Raw genomic sequence first — 15,410 nt, 5'->3', positions numbered from 1 at the left:
CCATGTCCCTTCCGCTGATCGGTATCCTGCGCGGCATCACCCCCGACGAGGTCGTCGAGGTCGGCGAGGCGCTGCTCGCCGCCGGCCTCGACCGCCTCGAGGTGCCGCTGAACTCCCCCGAGCCGCTGGAGAGCATCCGTCGCCTGGCCGAGGCGCTGGGCGATCGCGCCGCGGTGGGTGCCGGCACCGTGCTGACCGTCGAGCAGGTGCGCGACGTGCACGCGGCCGGCGGCCGGCTGATCGTGTCGCCCAACTGCCGCCCGGCGGTGATCGAGGAGACCCGTCGGCTGGGCATGGCGTCCTATCCCGGCATCGTCACGCCCTCCGAGGCCTTCGACGCCCTGGACGCCGGCGCCACGGCGCTGAAGCTGTTCCCGGCGGTGCAGGTCGGTATCGAGGGCATGAAGGCGGTGTGCGCGGTGTTGCCGGCGGGCACCGAGCTCTATGCCGTGGGTGGGATCGGCGCCGACAACTTCGCCCAGTGGCGGGCCGCCGGCGTCAACGGCGCCGGGCTCGGCAGCGCCCTCTACAAGCCGGGCCTCAGCGCCGACGAGGTCGGCGAGCGGGCACGCAAGCTGGTCGAGGCCTGGCAGGCCGCGGAGCCAACGGCATGAGCGATGCGGCGCGTGTGGCGGTGGCCAGCGGCTGTGAGCTGGGCGAGGGCCCCCAGTGGCATGCCGCCTCCGGCCGCCTGGTGTGGTGCGACATCCTCGGTAAGCGGCTGCACTGGCTCGAGGCGGATAGCGGCGAGACCGGCGTGATCGAACTCGATCACCTGGCCTCGCTGGCCGCGCCGCTGGACGACGGCGGGATGCTGGTGGTGGGCGAGGATCGTCTGAGCCGGCTGGACCCCGCCACCGGCGCGATCGAGCGACTGATGGGCTTCGAGGCCGACGACCCCGTCACCCGCAGCAACGATGCCCGGGTCGACCGCCACGGCAGCCTGTGGCTGTCGAGCATGGGCAAGGCTGCCGAGCCCGACGCCGGCAGCCTCTACCGACTGCATCGCGGCGAACTTTCGCGCCTCAGGACCGGGCTGACGATTCCCAACGCAATCTGCTTCTCGCCCCAGGGCGAGCATGCCCACTTCGCCGACACGGCGCGCGGCATCGTCTATCGCTGGGCGCTGGACGCCGAGGGCTGGCCGGTCGGCGAGCCCGAGCCCTGGGTGGACTTCGCCGGGAGCGAGGGCAATCCCGACGGCGCGGTGATCGACGCCGAGGGCGCCATGTGGCTGGCGCTGTGGGGCGCCGGCAAGGTGGTGCGCCTGGACCGCGAGGGCCGCGAGATCGACGCCGTGACGCTGCCTGCCTCTCAGCCTTCCTGCCCGGCCTTCGGCGGCGAGGGGCTGGCCGCGCTCTACATCACCACGGCCCGCGAGGGCATGAGCGCCGAGCAGCGGGCCCGCGAGCCCGGGGCCGGCGATCTATTCGTCGCCGATCTTTCAGTGCCAGGGCTCGCCGAGCCAACGCTGCGGCTCGGCTGAGGCCTCTCAGCCTGCGTCGCCCATCGGATAGCGGGTATCGCGCAGGCTGTCCTTGATCTTCTTGAGGTGGGGCAGGAAGTCCTCGCCGCGCCGCAGGGTCACGCCGGTGGCCAGCACGTCGATCAGCGCCAGTTGAATCATCCGCGAGGTCATCGGCATATAGTGGTCGGTGTCCTCCGGCGCCGAGACCTCGAGCGTCTCGGTGCACTCGGCGGACAGCGGCGAGTCCGGTGCGGTGATGCCCAGCACCACGGCGCCGTTGTCGCGTGCCAGGCGGGCGATGTCGACCAGCTCGCGGGTGCGGCCGGTGTAGGAGAGAATCACCACCACGTCGCCGGTGTGGCAGGCGGCGGCCACCATGCGCTGCATCAGCACGTCGATGTAGGCCGACACCGGGATGTTGAAGCGGAAGAACTTGTGCAGGGCATCCTGGGCCACGGCCCCGGAGGCGCCCAGGCCGAAGAAGTGCAGTTGCTTGGCCTGGGTCAGGTAGTCGACCACCCGCTCCACCCGGGTGGCATCCACCTCGCGCCGGGCGACATCCAGGGCGGCAATGGTGGCGCCGAAGATCTTGCCGGTGTAGTCGTCGGCGGCGTCGCCGGGCTCCACCGCCTGGCTGACGTAGGGCGTGCCCCCGGCCAGGCTCTGGGCCAGCTTGATCTTGAAGTCCGGATAGCCCTTGGCATCGAAGCTGCGGCAGAAGCGGTTGACCGTGGGCTCGCTGACCGAGGCCGAATGGGCCAGGCTGGCGATGCTCATGCTGGTGGCGGCGGCCGGGTCGGCGAGGATGACGTCGGCGACCTTGCGTTCGGATCGATTGAGCTCATCGAGGCGACGGCGGATGCGGTCCAGCAGATCGTGACTGACCATGCGCGAGGGGGTCTCCGTGGTGCGGGGCGGCGTGGTCGCCCCCGGTGTGTCGAAATGATGTGGTGATTTAACTACATTATGCTCACTATCCTAGCGCGCGCGCAGGGGGCTCGGCCACCGGGTCCGCCGAGAGTGAGCTTGTCTCCGCTTTTAGTAGTAATCTTACAAAAGTTTTTTGGAGGTATCGGGCGCGTTAGGCTATTATTTTGTTAAGTTAACCAGATGGGGGCGGACATGAGTCAACACAAGCGGCCCGAGGCGGCGCTTTCCTCCGGGGACTCCGGCACGGCAATCGACCTGGCCCTGTTCGGGGCGCTCGGCGACCTGGCCCAGCGCAAGCTGTTCCCCGCGCTCTTCCACCTGGAGCGCGAGGGGCTGCTGGCTCCCGCCACGCGGCTGCTGGGGCTGGCGCGCCAGGAACTGGATGTCGATGCCTTCAAGGCACGGGTCGAGAAGTCGCTCAAGATCCATGTCAAGGCCGAGGAGATCGATCGCGAGTCGCTGACCCGCTTCCTGGCCCGCCTCGACTTCCTGCAGCTCGACTTCACCCGGCCCGAGGGCTACGGCGCCATCCGCGAGTGGCGCCAGGGTGCCGCGCATCCCATGGTGGTCTACCTGTCGGTGGGTGCGAAGATCTACGGCGACATCTGTCGTCACCTGGAGGGCAGCGGCAGCCTCGACGACTCGAGCCGCGTGGTGGTGGAGAAGCCGATTGGCTACGACCTGGCCTCCTCGGCCGAGATCAACGACGCCATCGGCGCTGTCTTCCCCGAGTCACGCGTCTACCGCATCGATCACTACCTGGGCAAGGAAACGGTCCAGAACCTGATCGCGCTGCGCTTCGCCAACCCGCTGTTCGGCACCCAGTGGAACCAGAACCACATCTCCCACGTCGAGATCACCGTGGCCGAGAAGGTCGGCATCGAGGGCCGCTGGGGCTACTTCGACGAGGCCGGCCAGCTGCGCGACATGGTCCAGAACCACCTGCTGCAGCTGGTCTGCCTGATCGCCATGGACCCGCCCGCCAACCTCGATGCCGACGCCATCCGCGACGAGAAGGTCAAGGTTCTCAAGGCGCTCAAGCCGTTCACCGACGACATGCTGGGTCGCGACGTGGTGCGCGGCCAGTACATCGCCGGCACCATCGACGGCCAGGCCGTGCCCGGCTACCTGGACGAGGAGGGCGCCAACCGGGCCAGCCACACCGAGAGCTTCGTGGCGATGAAGACCGAGGTGGCCAACTGGCGCTGGGCCGGGGTGCCGTTCTACCTGCGCACCGGCAAGCGCATGCCGGAGAAGCTGTCGCAGATCGTCATCCACTTCCGACAGCAGCCCCACTACATCTTCGACCCGGATCAGCGCGCCCTGGCCGCCAACAAGCTGGTGATTCGCCTGCAGCCGGAGGAGGGCATCGCGCTGGAGGTGCTGACCAAGGACAGCGGCCTGGACAAGGGCATGCGCCTGCGGCGCGGGCCGCTGCACTTGGACTTCAACAGCGCCTTCCCCAAGACGCGGATCCCGGACGCCTACGAGCGGCTGCTGCTCGAGGTCATGAAGGGGCAGCAGTACCTGTTCGTGCGTCGCGACGAGGTCGAGCACGCCTGGCACTGGTGCGATAGCCTGATCGCCGCCTGGCACAACCGCGACGAGCCGCCGCGCCGCTATCCCGCCGGCTCCTGGGGCCCCGTCGCCTCGATCGCCATGATCACTCAGGATGGCCGCAGCTGGTATGAAGACTACTAAGGCATATCCGCCGGCTCCTGGGGCGACCCGTCGCGGCTTTCTCAAGACCGCCATGATCACCCAGGATGGCCGCAGCTGGTATGAAGACTATTGAGCCCCGTCGGTACAAGGACCATTGAGATGAGCGATTCCACCCCGACGCCTCGCGAATGCCTGGCCCACCAGCTGGCCGAGGCGGTGGCCGAGGCCCTGAGGGCCGACCTGGCCGAACGCGAACGCGCCCTGCTGGTGCTGTCCGGCGGCTCGACCCCGGTACCCTTCTTCGCGGCCCTGGCGGCCACGGAGCTGCCCTGGTCGCGCGTCGACGTGACCCTGGCCGACGAGCGCTGGGTGGCCGAGTCGGCCGACGACAGCAATGCCCGCCTGGTGCGCGAGCACCTGCTCCGTGGGCCGGCCGCTGCGGCGACCTTCGTGCCGCTGACCACCGAGGATGCGACCCCCGAGCAGGGCGTCGCGGCGGTGGCCGAGCGGATCGAGGGTCTTGCCTGGCCGGCCAGCGTGGTGATCCTGGGCATGGGCGGCGACGGCCACACCGCCTCGCTGTTTCCCGACAGCCGGGAACTGGAACTGGCGCTGTCCACCGCCGAGTCGGTGGTGGCCGTGCGCACCCCCAGCCAGCCCCAGCCACGCATCACCCTGAGTGCCGATCGCCTGCACCAGGCCCGCCGCCATGTCCTGCACATCACCGGTGGCGACAAGCGTAGCGTGCTGGCGCGTGCCCTGGCCGGCGACGACGTGCGCGAACTGCCGATCCGCGCCTTCCTGGCCTGTCCGCTGGCCACCTACTGGGCCCCTTGAGATTTCCGGAGTGACAACGATGACCATCGACAAACAGCTGCCGTCCACCCGCACCACCGAGATCGACAGCATCTGCCTCAAGGCCGAGGTGATTCCGGTGCTGGCCATCCAGCGCGTGGAGGATGCCGTGCCCCTGGCCACCGCCCTGGTGGAGGGCGGCCTCAGCGTCCTGGAAGTCACCCTGCGCACCGATTGCGCCCTGGAGGCCACCCGGCGCATCAAGGAGGCGCTGCCCCAGGCCAGCGTCGGCGTCGGCACCGTGCTGACCCCGGCCCAGTATCGCCAGGCCGAACAGGTCGGCGCCGACTTCGTGGTGACCCCGGGCACCACCGAGGCGCTGTATCGCTACGGTGTATCCAGTCCGGTGCCGATGCTGCCCGGCGTGGCCACCGTCTCCGAGCTGATGATCGGCTGGCAGTTCGGCTATCGTCGCTTCAAGTTCTTCCCCGCCGAGGCCAGCGGCGGCGTCAAGGCCCTCAAGGCCTTCGCCGGTCCGATCCCCGAGGCGCGTTTCTGCCCCACCGGCGGCATCCACCTGGACAACGCCGACGACTATCTGGCCCTGCCCAGCGTGATGTGCGTGGGCGGCTCCTGGCTGACCCCCAAGTCGCTGGTCGAAGCCGAGGACTGGGAGGCCATCCGGCGCCTGGCCCGCGAGGCCGCGGACCGCTTCCACCACTGAGTTTCCACGACCCCATCGGGTTCTCTCTCGACAGCCAGTCGCTGTCCTTGCGCCCCGGCCATTCGGCCGGGGCTTTTTTTGCATTGCATCTTGGCGTGAATGTCATTGTGGGAGCGCACTTCAGTGCGCGATGGCGCGGACAGGCGCCTAATGTACGCTGCGGGCCTCCGAGCTATCACGCAGCAAGTGGCTCCCGCGAGGAGCAACGGTACTCATGCCCATGAAGGCCTGGAAGGCAACATGGAATCCTCCATGACCTCACCGCTTTCACGCCAAGGTGGCGAAGAACTTTTTTGTGCCGGTCTCGTGCCGGGATGCGCGGCGGGGCGAGCAGTCCGATCGGCGATCCCCGGAGGTGGTTCGTCCGGACGATTGTCCTCTCGCTTGCCCTTCGGGCAGCAACGCCGGAAGCGATCATCCTGCGAGGCCGCCTGGTGTTTTGCGTCCCAGGGGCACATGAGCCGCTCCCTCAAGCACTAGACGATGGTCTATTTCACCACTGGCCGAGCCTGAACCTGACTGGCGCCAATAACGAGGATGCGAGGCGCCAGGGTATGCTTTCTATCTACCTGAAATCAGGGGCTAGTCGCCATGTCCTGGCTGGCCATCAGGCGGAGTCGCCGCGCCTTCGGAGACCGCATGGGAGGTCGCTTCTACGACTTTGGTGGGTTTGACTCCCCTATTGGCGACGCTATCTTAGAGGTGTAAGTTAGATATCTAAGCAAATGAGCGGCCCCGAGCTGGATTCCTGGCCGCCCCGTGAGTAGGAGACCGTGCGAAATGCTGACCCAGGACGAGAATGACCTGCTGTGTCGTGTCGAAGGCGAGGCCCCCATGGGGCAGATCATGCGCCGTCACTGGATTCCCGCCTGCTTGTCGGAAGAGGTCGATGAGCCGGATGGTGACCCGGTGCGGGTGAGGCTGCTGGGCGAGGACCTGGTGGCTTTCCGCGATACCGACGGCCGAGTGGGCGTGTTGGACGAGATGTGCCCCCACCGCCGGGCATCACTGGTGTTGGGCCGTAACGAGGAGTGCGGGCTGCGCTGCCTCTATCACGGCTGGAAGATGGACGTCGATGGCAATGTGCTCGAGATGTCATCCGAGCCGCCGGAGTCGAAGATGACCGAGAAGGTCAAGCACAAGGCTTATCCGACTCATGAGGAGGCGGGGTTCGTCTGGGTCTACATGGGTCCTCCCGAGGAGCAGCCTGAGTTCACTGCCCCGGTGTTTCAGCCGACGCCTGATACCAAGGTGTCCATCTCCAAGGTCATCATCGACTGTAACTGGGCCCAGATCCTCGAGGGAGCCATCGACTCGGCGCATTCGTCTAGCCTGCACTCCACCGACATGGTGCCCGCGCGGACCACCGGCGCCGAAGCCACGGATACGCTGTGGCTGCGTCCCTCCACGGACAAGGCGCCACGCCTGCAGGTCCAGAAGACGCGCTTCGGCTTCCGTTACGCGGCGATTCGCCGGCCCATCAAGGATGCTAAGACGCACGACTATGTGCGTACCACGTTGTTTATTGCTCCCTATACCGTGCAGATTCCCCCGAACAACCAATACGATATCGCCATCCTGCACGTGCCGATCGACGACACCCACACGGCTTTTCATTTCATCGCCTGGGGACATGCCGCCACCACGCCGGATACGGAGTCCTGGCGGAAGTTCCTGGGTACGCAGATCGGCCTCGATGTCGATAAGAGCTTCCGTAAGTTCCGCACCCGCGAGAATAATTACTGGCAGGATCGTCGGATCATGCAGCTGGGCACCAGCTTTACCGGCATCAAGGGCATTCCCAATCAGGACATCGCCATGTGGGAGACCATGGGGCCGATCGCTGACCGTACCCATGACCGGTTAGGCGCCAGCGACCTGGCGATTGTCGAGTTCCGTCGCCAGATGCTCCAGGCGGCCAAGACCATGCAGGATGGTGGGCCGGCCATCGGCGCCGAGGAGCCTCGCATCCCGCACCACAAGCTCAAATCTTTCCAAGGCGTGGTGACCAAGGAAACCGACTGGCGCGAACTGGGCACGGCCCCGGAAGAGGCGGAGTATTACGCGGAACAGTGAGGCTCTGAAACCGCTTTTAGTAACTACTGATTAGACCAAGCGGTGTCGTGTTCACGAGCGCCGACGATAAGATCACAAGACGGGAGTACTGATGAACAAGCTGGAACTTTCGGTGGCGGTGGGAAACTACGATCGCATGCGCCCCCTGATAGACGGTGAGGTGCAGATCGATGGTGTGGATCCCGTGTTCATGCTGCATGATCCGGAGGAGATCTTTTTTCGCGCCTTCCGGCATGCCGACTTCGATATCACCGAGCTGTCGCTCAGCAGTTATACGGTCAAGACGGCGGCGGGGAATTGTCCCTATATCGGCGTCCCGGTTTTCCCCTCGCGCGCTTTTCGACACACCTCAATCTACATTCGTACCGATCGCGGCATCGAGGCCCCGGCCGACCTGCGCGGCAAGCGCATCGGCGTGCCGGAGTACCAACTGACGGCTAATGTCTGGGCGCGGCTGTTCCTCGAGGAGGATCACGGCCTCGCCCCCCGGGACGTTACCTGGATGCGTGGCGGCTACGAGGAGCCCGGTCGCGTCGAGAAGGTCAATCTCGACCTGCCCGATGGGGTGCGCGTGGAGAACATACCCGAAGGGGAAACCCTGTCCGGCATGCTGGCCTCCGGCGAACTGGACGCGGTGATGGGGCCGCGAGCGCCCTCCTGCTTCGAGCGTGGACATCCCCACGTGGGCTATCTCTATGCCGACCCGCAGCGAGCCGCCTCGGATTGGTACCGCCGAACAGGCATCTTCCCCATCATGCATCTGTTGGGAATCCGCAAGACGCTCGTCGAGCGTCACCCCTGGTTGCCGTTCTCCGTCTACAAGGCCTTCGAACAGTCCAAGGCTCGAGCCTTGGACAAGCTCAGCGATACCTCGGCGACCAAGGTGACCCTGCCATTCGTCGAGGATCAGTTGCGGGCCGCCCGGCAGCTCATGGGCGACGACTTCTGGTCCTATGGATTCGCACCCAACCGGCATGCCCTCGCGCGATTCCTTCAGCAGCATCATGACGAAGGGTTGTCTGGTAGGCGGCTGGAGCCCGAGGAGCTCTTTCATCCCGCCACCCTGGAGAGCTTCAAGATCTGATCACCCTGACACAGCCAGCGCGATGCCTACCCATGACACCGGCAAGATCAATAACAACGAACGATGACTCAAGACGACAAGGTGAAAAAATGACAATGTCAATCAAGAAGACCCTGATGGCCGCCGTTCTCGTTGTCCCCGCCATGGCGGCGAATGTCGCCTCTGCCCAGAGCTACAACATGACCGTCGCCGGCGCTTCCCCCGGGGGACTGTGGTCATTGCTTGGGGCGGGCCTGGATAGCGCCATGAAAGCCGAATTTCCAGGCTCCACCGTCACCTACCAAACCTCCGGTGGCGGCCTCGCAAACGTGGCCGTACTCCAGCGCGATGATGCCAGCCTGGCGATCATCGAGGATGCTGTGCTTCAGCGGGCACGCGATGGCGAGCCGCCATTCCGTGAACCGAGCGACGATCTTCGCGTGATCGCCAACCTCTATACCTGGGCACCTATGCAGCCCGTCATGCGAGAGGCGTTTGCCGAGGAGTACGATATCGACAGCTTCGCGGACATTGGCGAGGTGAAACCTCCGATCACCATTGCCATCAATAAGCGGGGCAACATCGCCTCGAGTGTCGCGGAAACCATGCTCGAGACGATCGGTGCGAGCCCAGAGGAACTGAAGAGCTGGGGGGGCGACCTGATCTATGCGGCCTCCAGTGAGCAGTCGGGCCTAATCCAGGATCGACGCGCCGACATGATCCTCAACAGCCTCTTCGTCGGTCATAGTTCGCTCATGCAGGCCGGGACCAGCGTCGACCTGACCCTGTTGCCGTTGTCCGATGATATCGTGCAGGAGATCACCCAAAAGACGGGTACCACGCCCTTCGTGATCCCCGGCGGTTCCTATGATTGGGCGCCCAATGACATTCCCACTGTCTCGATCAGTGCCACCCTCGCAGTACGCAGCGATATGGATGAGCAGCAGGCCTATGACCTGACCAAGGCCGTCTACGAGAACTACGAGAAGATCGCCAACGTGCATCCGGCGATGCGGAGCCTGACGCCCGAGATCATGGCATCCGTGGACGTCATTCCCTATCACGATGGGGCCATGCGCTACCTGAAAGAAGCCGGCCTTCGTTAATCGAGTGAGTCGGCATCAATGCCGAGGAGGTATCGATGAATCAGATCCTTTCGATCCTTACCGGGGGCGGCTCCAAGCGTCACCTGACGGGTAGCCTGGGCATGGCAGTGCATGGATGCGCTGCCATGGTGGCACTGGCGGTCATATATACCACGACAGTTGTATACGTCGATCTCTATGTGATGATGGTGGTGTTCCTGTCGGCCATGCTGGCCCTGCTGTTCATCAATATCGGTCCAGGCCCCCTGGGACGCGAGGATCGTCCCGGCCTGATCGACTGGTGCCTGGTACTGGCCAGTATTGCCGTGGGTGTGTATTTCCTGGTGGAGAATCAGCGGATCGCTGAACGCATCACGCTGCTGTTCCCGCTGGGAACGCCGGACCTGATCGCGGCCAGCGTGCTGCTCGCGTTGACCATAGAGGCGACCCGGCGGACGGTAGGCTTTGGCCTGACCAGCGTGGTCCTGGTGTTCGTGATCTATAACCTGTGGGGACATGGCCTGCCGGGGGCGCTCGGATTTCGTGAGGTCAGCTACAACCACTTCCTGGATATCATGATGTTCACCTCGGATGGCTTGTTCGGCGTGCCGCTGCGCGTCGCGGCGACATATGCCTTCCTATTCGTGATGTTCGGAACTTTCCTGTCCAAGGCTGGCGGTGCCGAGTTCTTCTACAACCTGTCATCGTCGCTTGCGGGACATCGCACCGGTGGCCCGGCGAAGATCGCCATCATCTCCTCCGGCCTCTACGGTACCATGTCGGGCAGTCCGACCTCCGACGTGGTCACCACGGGGTCGGTCACCATCCCCATCATGCAGCGCCTGGGCTACAGCAGACCCCTGTCCGGGAGCGTCGAGGTGGCGGCGTCCACTGGCGGGAGTCTCCTGCCGCCGGTGATGGGGTCCGCAGCCTTTATCATGGCGGAATACACCGGTATCGAGTATCGCGATATCGCCATCGCCGGCATCGTCCCCGCCCTGCTGTACTACCTGTGTGTCTATGCCCAAGTACACCTGCGCTCCCAGAAGCTGGGTCTGCGCGGGCTATCCAAAGGGGAGACGCCGCCGCTGAAGGACACCCTCAAGACGGGGGGGCTGTTCATCGTGCCGCTGGTGGCCCTCTCGGGGGCGCTGCTGATGGGCTATTCGCCGACCTTCGTGGCGGCCATCGCCACCGCGGTGGTGCTGGTGGTCGCGACGGTGCAGCCGTCGACCCGCATGGGCCCCCGGGCCATCTGGAATGCTCTAGCCATCACCACGCTACGCATGGTGTCGGTGGTAGCCGCGTGCGCGGCTGCAGGGCTGGTGATCGGAGGTATCTCGATGACCGGCCTCGGCGGCAAGTTTGCCGACCTGGTCTACCTGATGGCTGGCAACAGCGCCTTCCTGGCGCTGGTCATCTCTGCCGTGCTGGCGATCATCCTGGGCATGGGCATGCCCACGCCGTCGGCCTTTATCCTGGCCGCCGTACTCGTGGGTCCCACGCTGCTGTCGATGGACTTCAGCGTGCTGCAGACTAACATGTTCATCCTCTATTTCGCCGTGCTCTCAGCGATGACCCCGCCGGTCGCCGTGGCGGCCTTCGCGGCCTCGGCCATCGCCGATGCTAGCCCCCTGAAGATCGCCCTTGGTGCCGTCAAGCTGGCCATCACGGCCTTCATCGTACCGTTCGCGTTCGTCTACGGCGAAGGTCTGCTGATGGTTGGCACATGGCAGGCGATCATCGTCTCCTGCGTGACGGCGGTTCTGGGGGTGCTGTTGCTGAGCATTGCGGTCGAGGGCTTCTGGCGCCAGCCGTTGTCACGGCTTCCACGTCTGGGTTTCGGCCTGGCGGGGCTGCTCTTCATCACCCCGAGCTGGTGGGCCGTGGTGGTGGCCATGATGCTGGGCATCCTGGCGATCCTCGCCACCCCTCACCTGCGGCCCCATCTGCACAGGAAGCCGGCATGACGCGATGGCACGCCGCCCCATAACGCCTGGACCGCGTCATGCCCGCCAATGAGAGGGAGGGAATGGCCCGGCATCGCCCCAGCGATGCCGGGTTCGTTTCCACTGATGACGTCATCCGAACCACCGTCACCATGAGGCAGGAACATGTATCGAATCGATAGCCAGGCGCTCGACGACGCGATCCGCCGAGATGTCACCGCGGCGCTGGAAGAAGACATCGGCACCGGGGATATCACCGCGCTGCTGGTTGCCGAGGACCAGCGGGGAGAGGCCCGCATCACGGCAAAGGAGGGCGCCATCCTGTGCGGAATCGCCTGGGTCGAGGAGGTCTGCCGTCAGGTCGATCCGTCGCTACGGATCGAATGGCGAGTGGCCGACGGCGATCGCATCGAGCCCGGCCAGACCCTCTGTTGGTTGACGGGCAACGCCCGCTCGTTGCTCAGCGCAGAACGCACGGCGCTCAATTTCCTGCAGCTGCTCTCGGGGACCGCGACCCGCAGCCGGCACTATGCCGACCTGGTGAGAGGCACCGGCGTGAGCCTGCTGGACACTCGCAAGACCCTGCCGGGGCTTCGCCTGGCCCAGAAGTATGCGGTCGCCTGCGGCGGAAGTCACAGTCATCGCATGGGGCTGTATGACGCCTACCTGATCAAGGAGAACCACATCGCCGCTTGCGGCGGCATTGCCTCGGCGGTCGAGATGGCCCGCCAGCTTGGCCACGACAGGCCAGTCGAAGTGGAAGTCGAGACCCTCGACGAACTCGGGCAGGCGCTCGAGGCACTTCCCGACATGATCATGCTGGATAATTTCAGCCTGGACGAGCTGCGAGAGGCCGTGTCGCTGACCGCGGGGCGCGTCAGGCTCGAGGCCTCTGGAGGCGTCACGGAAGCCACGCTGCGCGATATCGCCGCGACCGACGTCGACTGCATTTCACTGGGGGGCCTGACGAAGGACGTGGTGTCGATCGACCTCTCGATGCGCCTGTCACTGGGAGAATAGCGCCAGGCGGTGGAGCGTGGGAGGGAAGAGGACTCGCGCTGGCCGCCGCCGGGCGGCGGGGCGCAAGGAGACGCCCGGTGCCATGTGGCTCCGGGCGTCGATTCAGGAAGGGGCGCCTGCGGCCTGGCGCGCGCGCCGTTTCCACAGCTGCCAGGGGCGCTCCACCTGGCCTTCGGTGGTTTCCATCGCCGATCTGGCCTCGCCGGCGGTGAGGTACTCGACGGTGCCGAGTCGCAGGGCATCGGCCTGCAGGCGGGCATTGACCTCGACATAGACCGCCCGATAGACCGCCTGCTTGAGCGAAGGGGCCGTCACGGTGGCTCCGTGCCCCCGCATCAGCACGACATTATTGTCGCCCAGCGAGTGGGCCAGCGCCTCGCCGAGCGGGGCGTCACGGATCAGCAGGTCCGTGGCGGAGCCGGCCACGTCGCGGATCTCGAAGATCGGCGCTCCCTCGCCGAGGAAGCCGCTCATGTGACACATCGGGCGCAAGGGCGTCGAGGCGACGGTACTGAAGGGGACCACCGAGGGCGAATGGCTGTGCACGACCGCCATGACGTCTGGACGGGCGCGGTAGATCTCGCCATGAATGAAGCGTTCGAGATAGACCGTTCGGCCGTCGGCGTCGACGGGGGTGCCATCCAGCTCGAATTCAATGATGTCGTCCCGGGTCACCAGTCCCGGTGCCATGTTGCGGGCCAGGAGAAAGCTATCGGTAGCCTCCGGATGCCGGACGCTGACGTGGCCGAAGGCGTCGAGCACGCCCTCGTTGAAGAGGATGTGATTGGCATCCACCAGGTCTTCGAGAAGGTCGTGCTTGTCCTGAGCTGTCGCTCGCGAATCGTGGGAACTCATTGCCTGTCCTGTCTTGTCTTGTGATGGGGGAACACGCAACCGGCCCGTTCCGTCATTCGTTGGCGTTGGCCAGGTTGCTGATGATCTTGAGCAGGGTGCGCCGGGTCGCCTGGAGGTCATCGTCATCGATGCCTTGCACGGCGATCTCGTTTATCTCCTCGGCCAGGGGGACCAGCGTCTTCTTCAAGTCGCGCCCCTTTTGCGTCAAGTAGATATGGATATTCTTGCGATTGCCGTTCAGCTGGCGGCGCTCGATCAAGCCGTTGGCTTCCATGGCCTTCAGCGCGGTGAAGGTGGTGGGCTCCATGAGCCCGGCCTCTTCACTGAGCTCCCGCTGGGTCAGCCCCTCGGTGACCCACAGGATGCGCAGGAACGACCAGTGGCCGAAGCTCACCGAGTGCTCCGACAGGCGCGTCTGGAGGCTCTTGGTCAGCACGCGCCCGGCGTCCCGGATCAGGTGGGCTAGGCGGTCGTCCGGGACGTCCTCCTGCCAGTGTCGAAGGACGGTCTGGGTTTCCTGATGGTTGCTGCGTGCCATGGTGAGGTCCTCGAAGTCATCGTGATGCGACCTCGCCATTGTACTCGATCGATTGCGCCAGACTCACTTGATGGGACAGCGTCACATCGCGGCCCTGGTCCGCGGATTCGAGCATGGCGAGGCACACTTCCATGGTGGCCATGCCCCATTCTCCGGAGTGGATGGGGGGCCGGTCGTGGCGCACGGCGGCGATCAGCTCGTCGAGCACCTCGCGGCGCGGTATCCGTGGCCGCGGCAGCGGCTCGCGGTAGCGTCGACCGTCCAGATACACGTCGATGCCCTGCGGCGTGGGACGCAGGTCGCCCCGATCGCAGGAGATCACCACGAAGCCGAAATGATTGTGGCCGATGTCGGCCAGGCTGGTATCGGCGAGGGACAGTCCGGCGCCGTAGGTGCGGGCATTCTTGATCCTGGCTTCCTCCTCGGCGTCCTGCAGCTGCGCCAGTCGCGCTCGGGCCTGGCCGTAGTCCCGGGGATCGCGTGGTTGCCCCAATTCACCGCTCCAGCCGCACAGCTCGTCGCTGTCGTAATGGGCGTACCCGCTGTAGGTCAGGTTGGCGAAGGCGCCGTTTTCGAAGGTCAGCAGGGCCCCATAGGCCCCCTCGGTGGGGCGGGAGGCGTCCCAGCACCCGGTGGCGGCGCGCACGCTCTTGACGGGCGAGCCGCCGAGGAGTCGCACGACGTCGACCTGGTGGGCGGCCTGACTGAATACCACGCCGCCGCCGCGGGCCGTGTCCAGTTCTTCGGGGCGGCGGGGGCGATACAAGAAGTCGGTGTAGTTGAGCGCGCTGATCATCCGCACCGCTCCGAAGTCGTGGCTGTCGAGCAGCGCCCGGGTGCGCAGGTAAGGCACATCGAAGCTGTGGCTGTGGCCCACCATCAGCCAGCGGCCGGCCCGGCGCATGGCCTCGATCATGGCCTGGCAGTCCGCCAGGGAGAGCGCCATGGGCTTCTCGACGAGCACGTGCTTGCCATGCCGGGCGGCCATCTCGACGTGCTCACGGTGACACTGGTGCGGGGTCGCGATGTATACCGCCTCTACCTCGGGATCGGCGCACAGGGCCGACACCTCGGCATGGGCGGTGGCGGAGAAGTCGGCGACGAATTGCCGGCGTGCCTCCTCGCGCGGGTCGGCCGCGGCCACCAGGCGGATGCCGGGATGTGCCGCGAGGGTGGGCAGCAGCAGCATGAAGCCGCGGCCCAGCCCCGCGATCCCGAGCCTTAAGGGGGTGTCTGTCATGGGCG

General features: G+C 65.7%; 14 protein-coding genes. 10 read left to right on the top strand and 4 right to left on the bottom strand.

All coding sequences use genetic code 11. The features are described 5' to 3' along the window. The first annotated feature begins 2 nt into the window (after window positions 1-2). Entirely contained in the window at window positions 3-614 is a 612-nt protein-coding gene (locus ACXAFN_RS03430) for a 2-dehydro-3-deoxy-6-phosphogalactonate aldolase (protein ID WP_474986198.1), read from the top strand. Further along, complete coding sequence (locus ACXAFN_RS03425; RefSeq protein WP_474986197.1) at window positions 611-1,486, top strand: SMP-30/gluconolactonase/LRE family protein; 876 nt, start codon at window positions 611-613, stop codon at window positions 1,484-1,486. The genes ACXAFN_RS03430 and ACXAFN_RS03425 overlap by 4 nt, the downstream gene beginning before the upstream one ends. A 6-nt stretch (window positions 1,487-1,492) precedes the next feature. On the opposite strand, the gene ACXAFN_RS03420 is transcribed toward ACXAFN_RS03425, so the two are convergent. After that, on the bottom strand, window positions 1,493-2,356 hold the full coding sequence (locus tag ACXAFN_RS03420) for a MurR/RpiR family transcriptional regulator (RefSeq protein ID WP_474986196.1): 864 nt from the start codon (window positions 2,354-2,356) through the stop codon (window positions 1,493-1,495). Between the two features lie 234 nt (window positions 2,357-2,590). Between ACXAFN_RS03420 and zwf the strand changes: the two genes are divergently transcribed. The 8 genes from zwf (at window position 2,591) to nadC (ending at window position 12,772) form a co-directional block, all read left to right on the top strand. Then, window positions 2,591-4,099 carry a glucose-6-phosphate dehydrogenase gene (gene zwf, locus ACXAFN_RS03415; protein ID WP_474986195.1) on the top strand — a complete coding sequence of 503 codons (1,509 nt, stop codon included), beginning with the start codon at window positions 2,591-2,593 and terminating at the stop codon, window positions 4,097-4,099. 120 nt (window positions 4,100-4,219) lie between these two features. After that, entirely contained in the window at window positions 4,220-4,897 is a 678-nt protein-coding gene (pgl, locus tag ACXAFN_RS03410; RefSeq protein WP_474986193.1) for a 6-phosphogluconolactonase, read from the top strand. Window positions 4,898-4,916: 19 nt separating this feature from the next. Continuing rightward, window positions 4,917-5,579 (top strand): bifunctional 4-hydroxy-2-oxoglutarate aldolase/2-dehydro-3-deoxy-phosphogluconate aldolase, encoded by a 663-nt coding sequence (locus ACXAFN_RS03405; RefSeq protein WP_474986191.1) that lies wholly within the window; start codon window positions 4,917-4,919, stop codon window positions 5,577-5,579. Between the two features lie 780 nt (window positions 5,580-6,359). Beyond that, window positions 6,360-7,655 (top strand): Rieske 2Fe-2S domain-containing protein, encoded by a 1,296-nt coding sequence (locus ACXAFN_RS03400; RefSeq protein WP_474986189.1) that lies wholly within the window; start codon window positions 6,360-6,362, stop codon window positions 7,653-7,655. Window positions 7,656-7,746: 91 nt separating this feature from the next. After that, window positions 7,747-8,739: a substrate-binding domain-containing protein gene (locus ACXAFN_RS03395; RefSeq protein ID WP_474986188.1), complete on the top strand. Its 993-nt coding sequence runs from the start codon at window positions 7,747-7,749 to the stop codon at window positions 8,737-8,739. Window positions 8,740-8,834: 95 nt separating this feature from the next. Continuing rightward, the gene (locus tag ACXAFN_RS03390; RefSeq protein ID WP_474986187.1) at window positions 8,835-9,824 is read left to right on the top strand and encodes a TAXI family TRAP transporter solute-binding subunit; all 990 of its coding nucleotides are present in this window, start codon (window positions 8,835-8,837) and stop codon (window positions 9,822-9,824) included. 35 nt (window positions 9,825-9,859) lie between these two features. Further along, window positions 9,860-11,773: a TRAP transporter permease gene (locus tag ACXAFN_RS03385; RefSeq protein WP_474986185.1), complete on the top strand. Its 1,914-nt coding sequence runs from the start codon at window positions 9,860-9,862 to the stop codon at window positions 11,771-11,773. 144 nt (window positions 11,774-11,917) lie between these two features. Then, entirely contained in the window at window positions 11,918-12,772 is an 855-nt protein-coding gene (gene nadC, locus ACXAFN_RS03380; RefSeq protein WP_474986183.1) for a carboxylating nicotinate-nucleotide diphosphorylase, read from the top strand. A gap of 102 nt (window positions 12,773-12,874) precedes the next feature. On the opposite strand, the gene ACXAFN_RS03375 is transcribed toward nadC, so the two are convergent. Genes ACXAFN_RS03375 through ACXAFN_RS03365 form a run of 3 tightly spaced genes read right to left on the bottom strand, consistent with a single transcriptional unit; the run spans window position 12,875 to window position 15,405 of the window. Next, complete coding sequence (locus tag ACXAFN_RS03375; protein ID WP_474986181.1) at window positions 12,875-13,627, bottom strand: class II aldolase/adducin family protein; 753 nt, start codon at window positions 13,625-13,627, stop codon at window positions 12,875-12,877. Between the two features lie 52 nt (window positions 13,628-13,679). Then, window positions 13,680-14,165, bottom strand: coding sequence for a MarR family winged helix-turn-helix transcriptional regulator (locus ACXAFN_RS03370; protein WP_474986179.1), 486 nt, complete (start codon window positions 14,163-14,165; stop codon window positions 13,680-13,682). Window positions 14,166-14,181: 16 nt separating this feature from the next. Next, window positions 14,182-15,405, bottom strand: a complete 1,224-nt coding sequence (locus ACXAFN_RS03365; protein WP_474986177.1) for a Gfo/Idh/MocA family oxidoreductase — start codon at window positions 15,403-15,405, stop codon at window positions 14,182-14,184. Window positions 15,406-15,410: the final 5 nt, after the last annotated feature.

Source organism: Halomonas sp. ABH4_019 (assembly GCF_056159885.1).
This window is presented reverse-complemented; position numbering and strand designations above follow the sequence as displayed.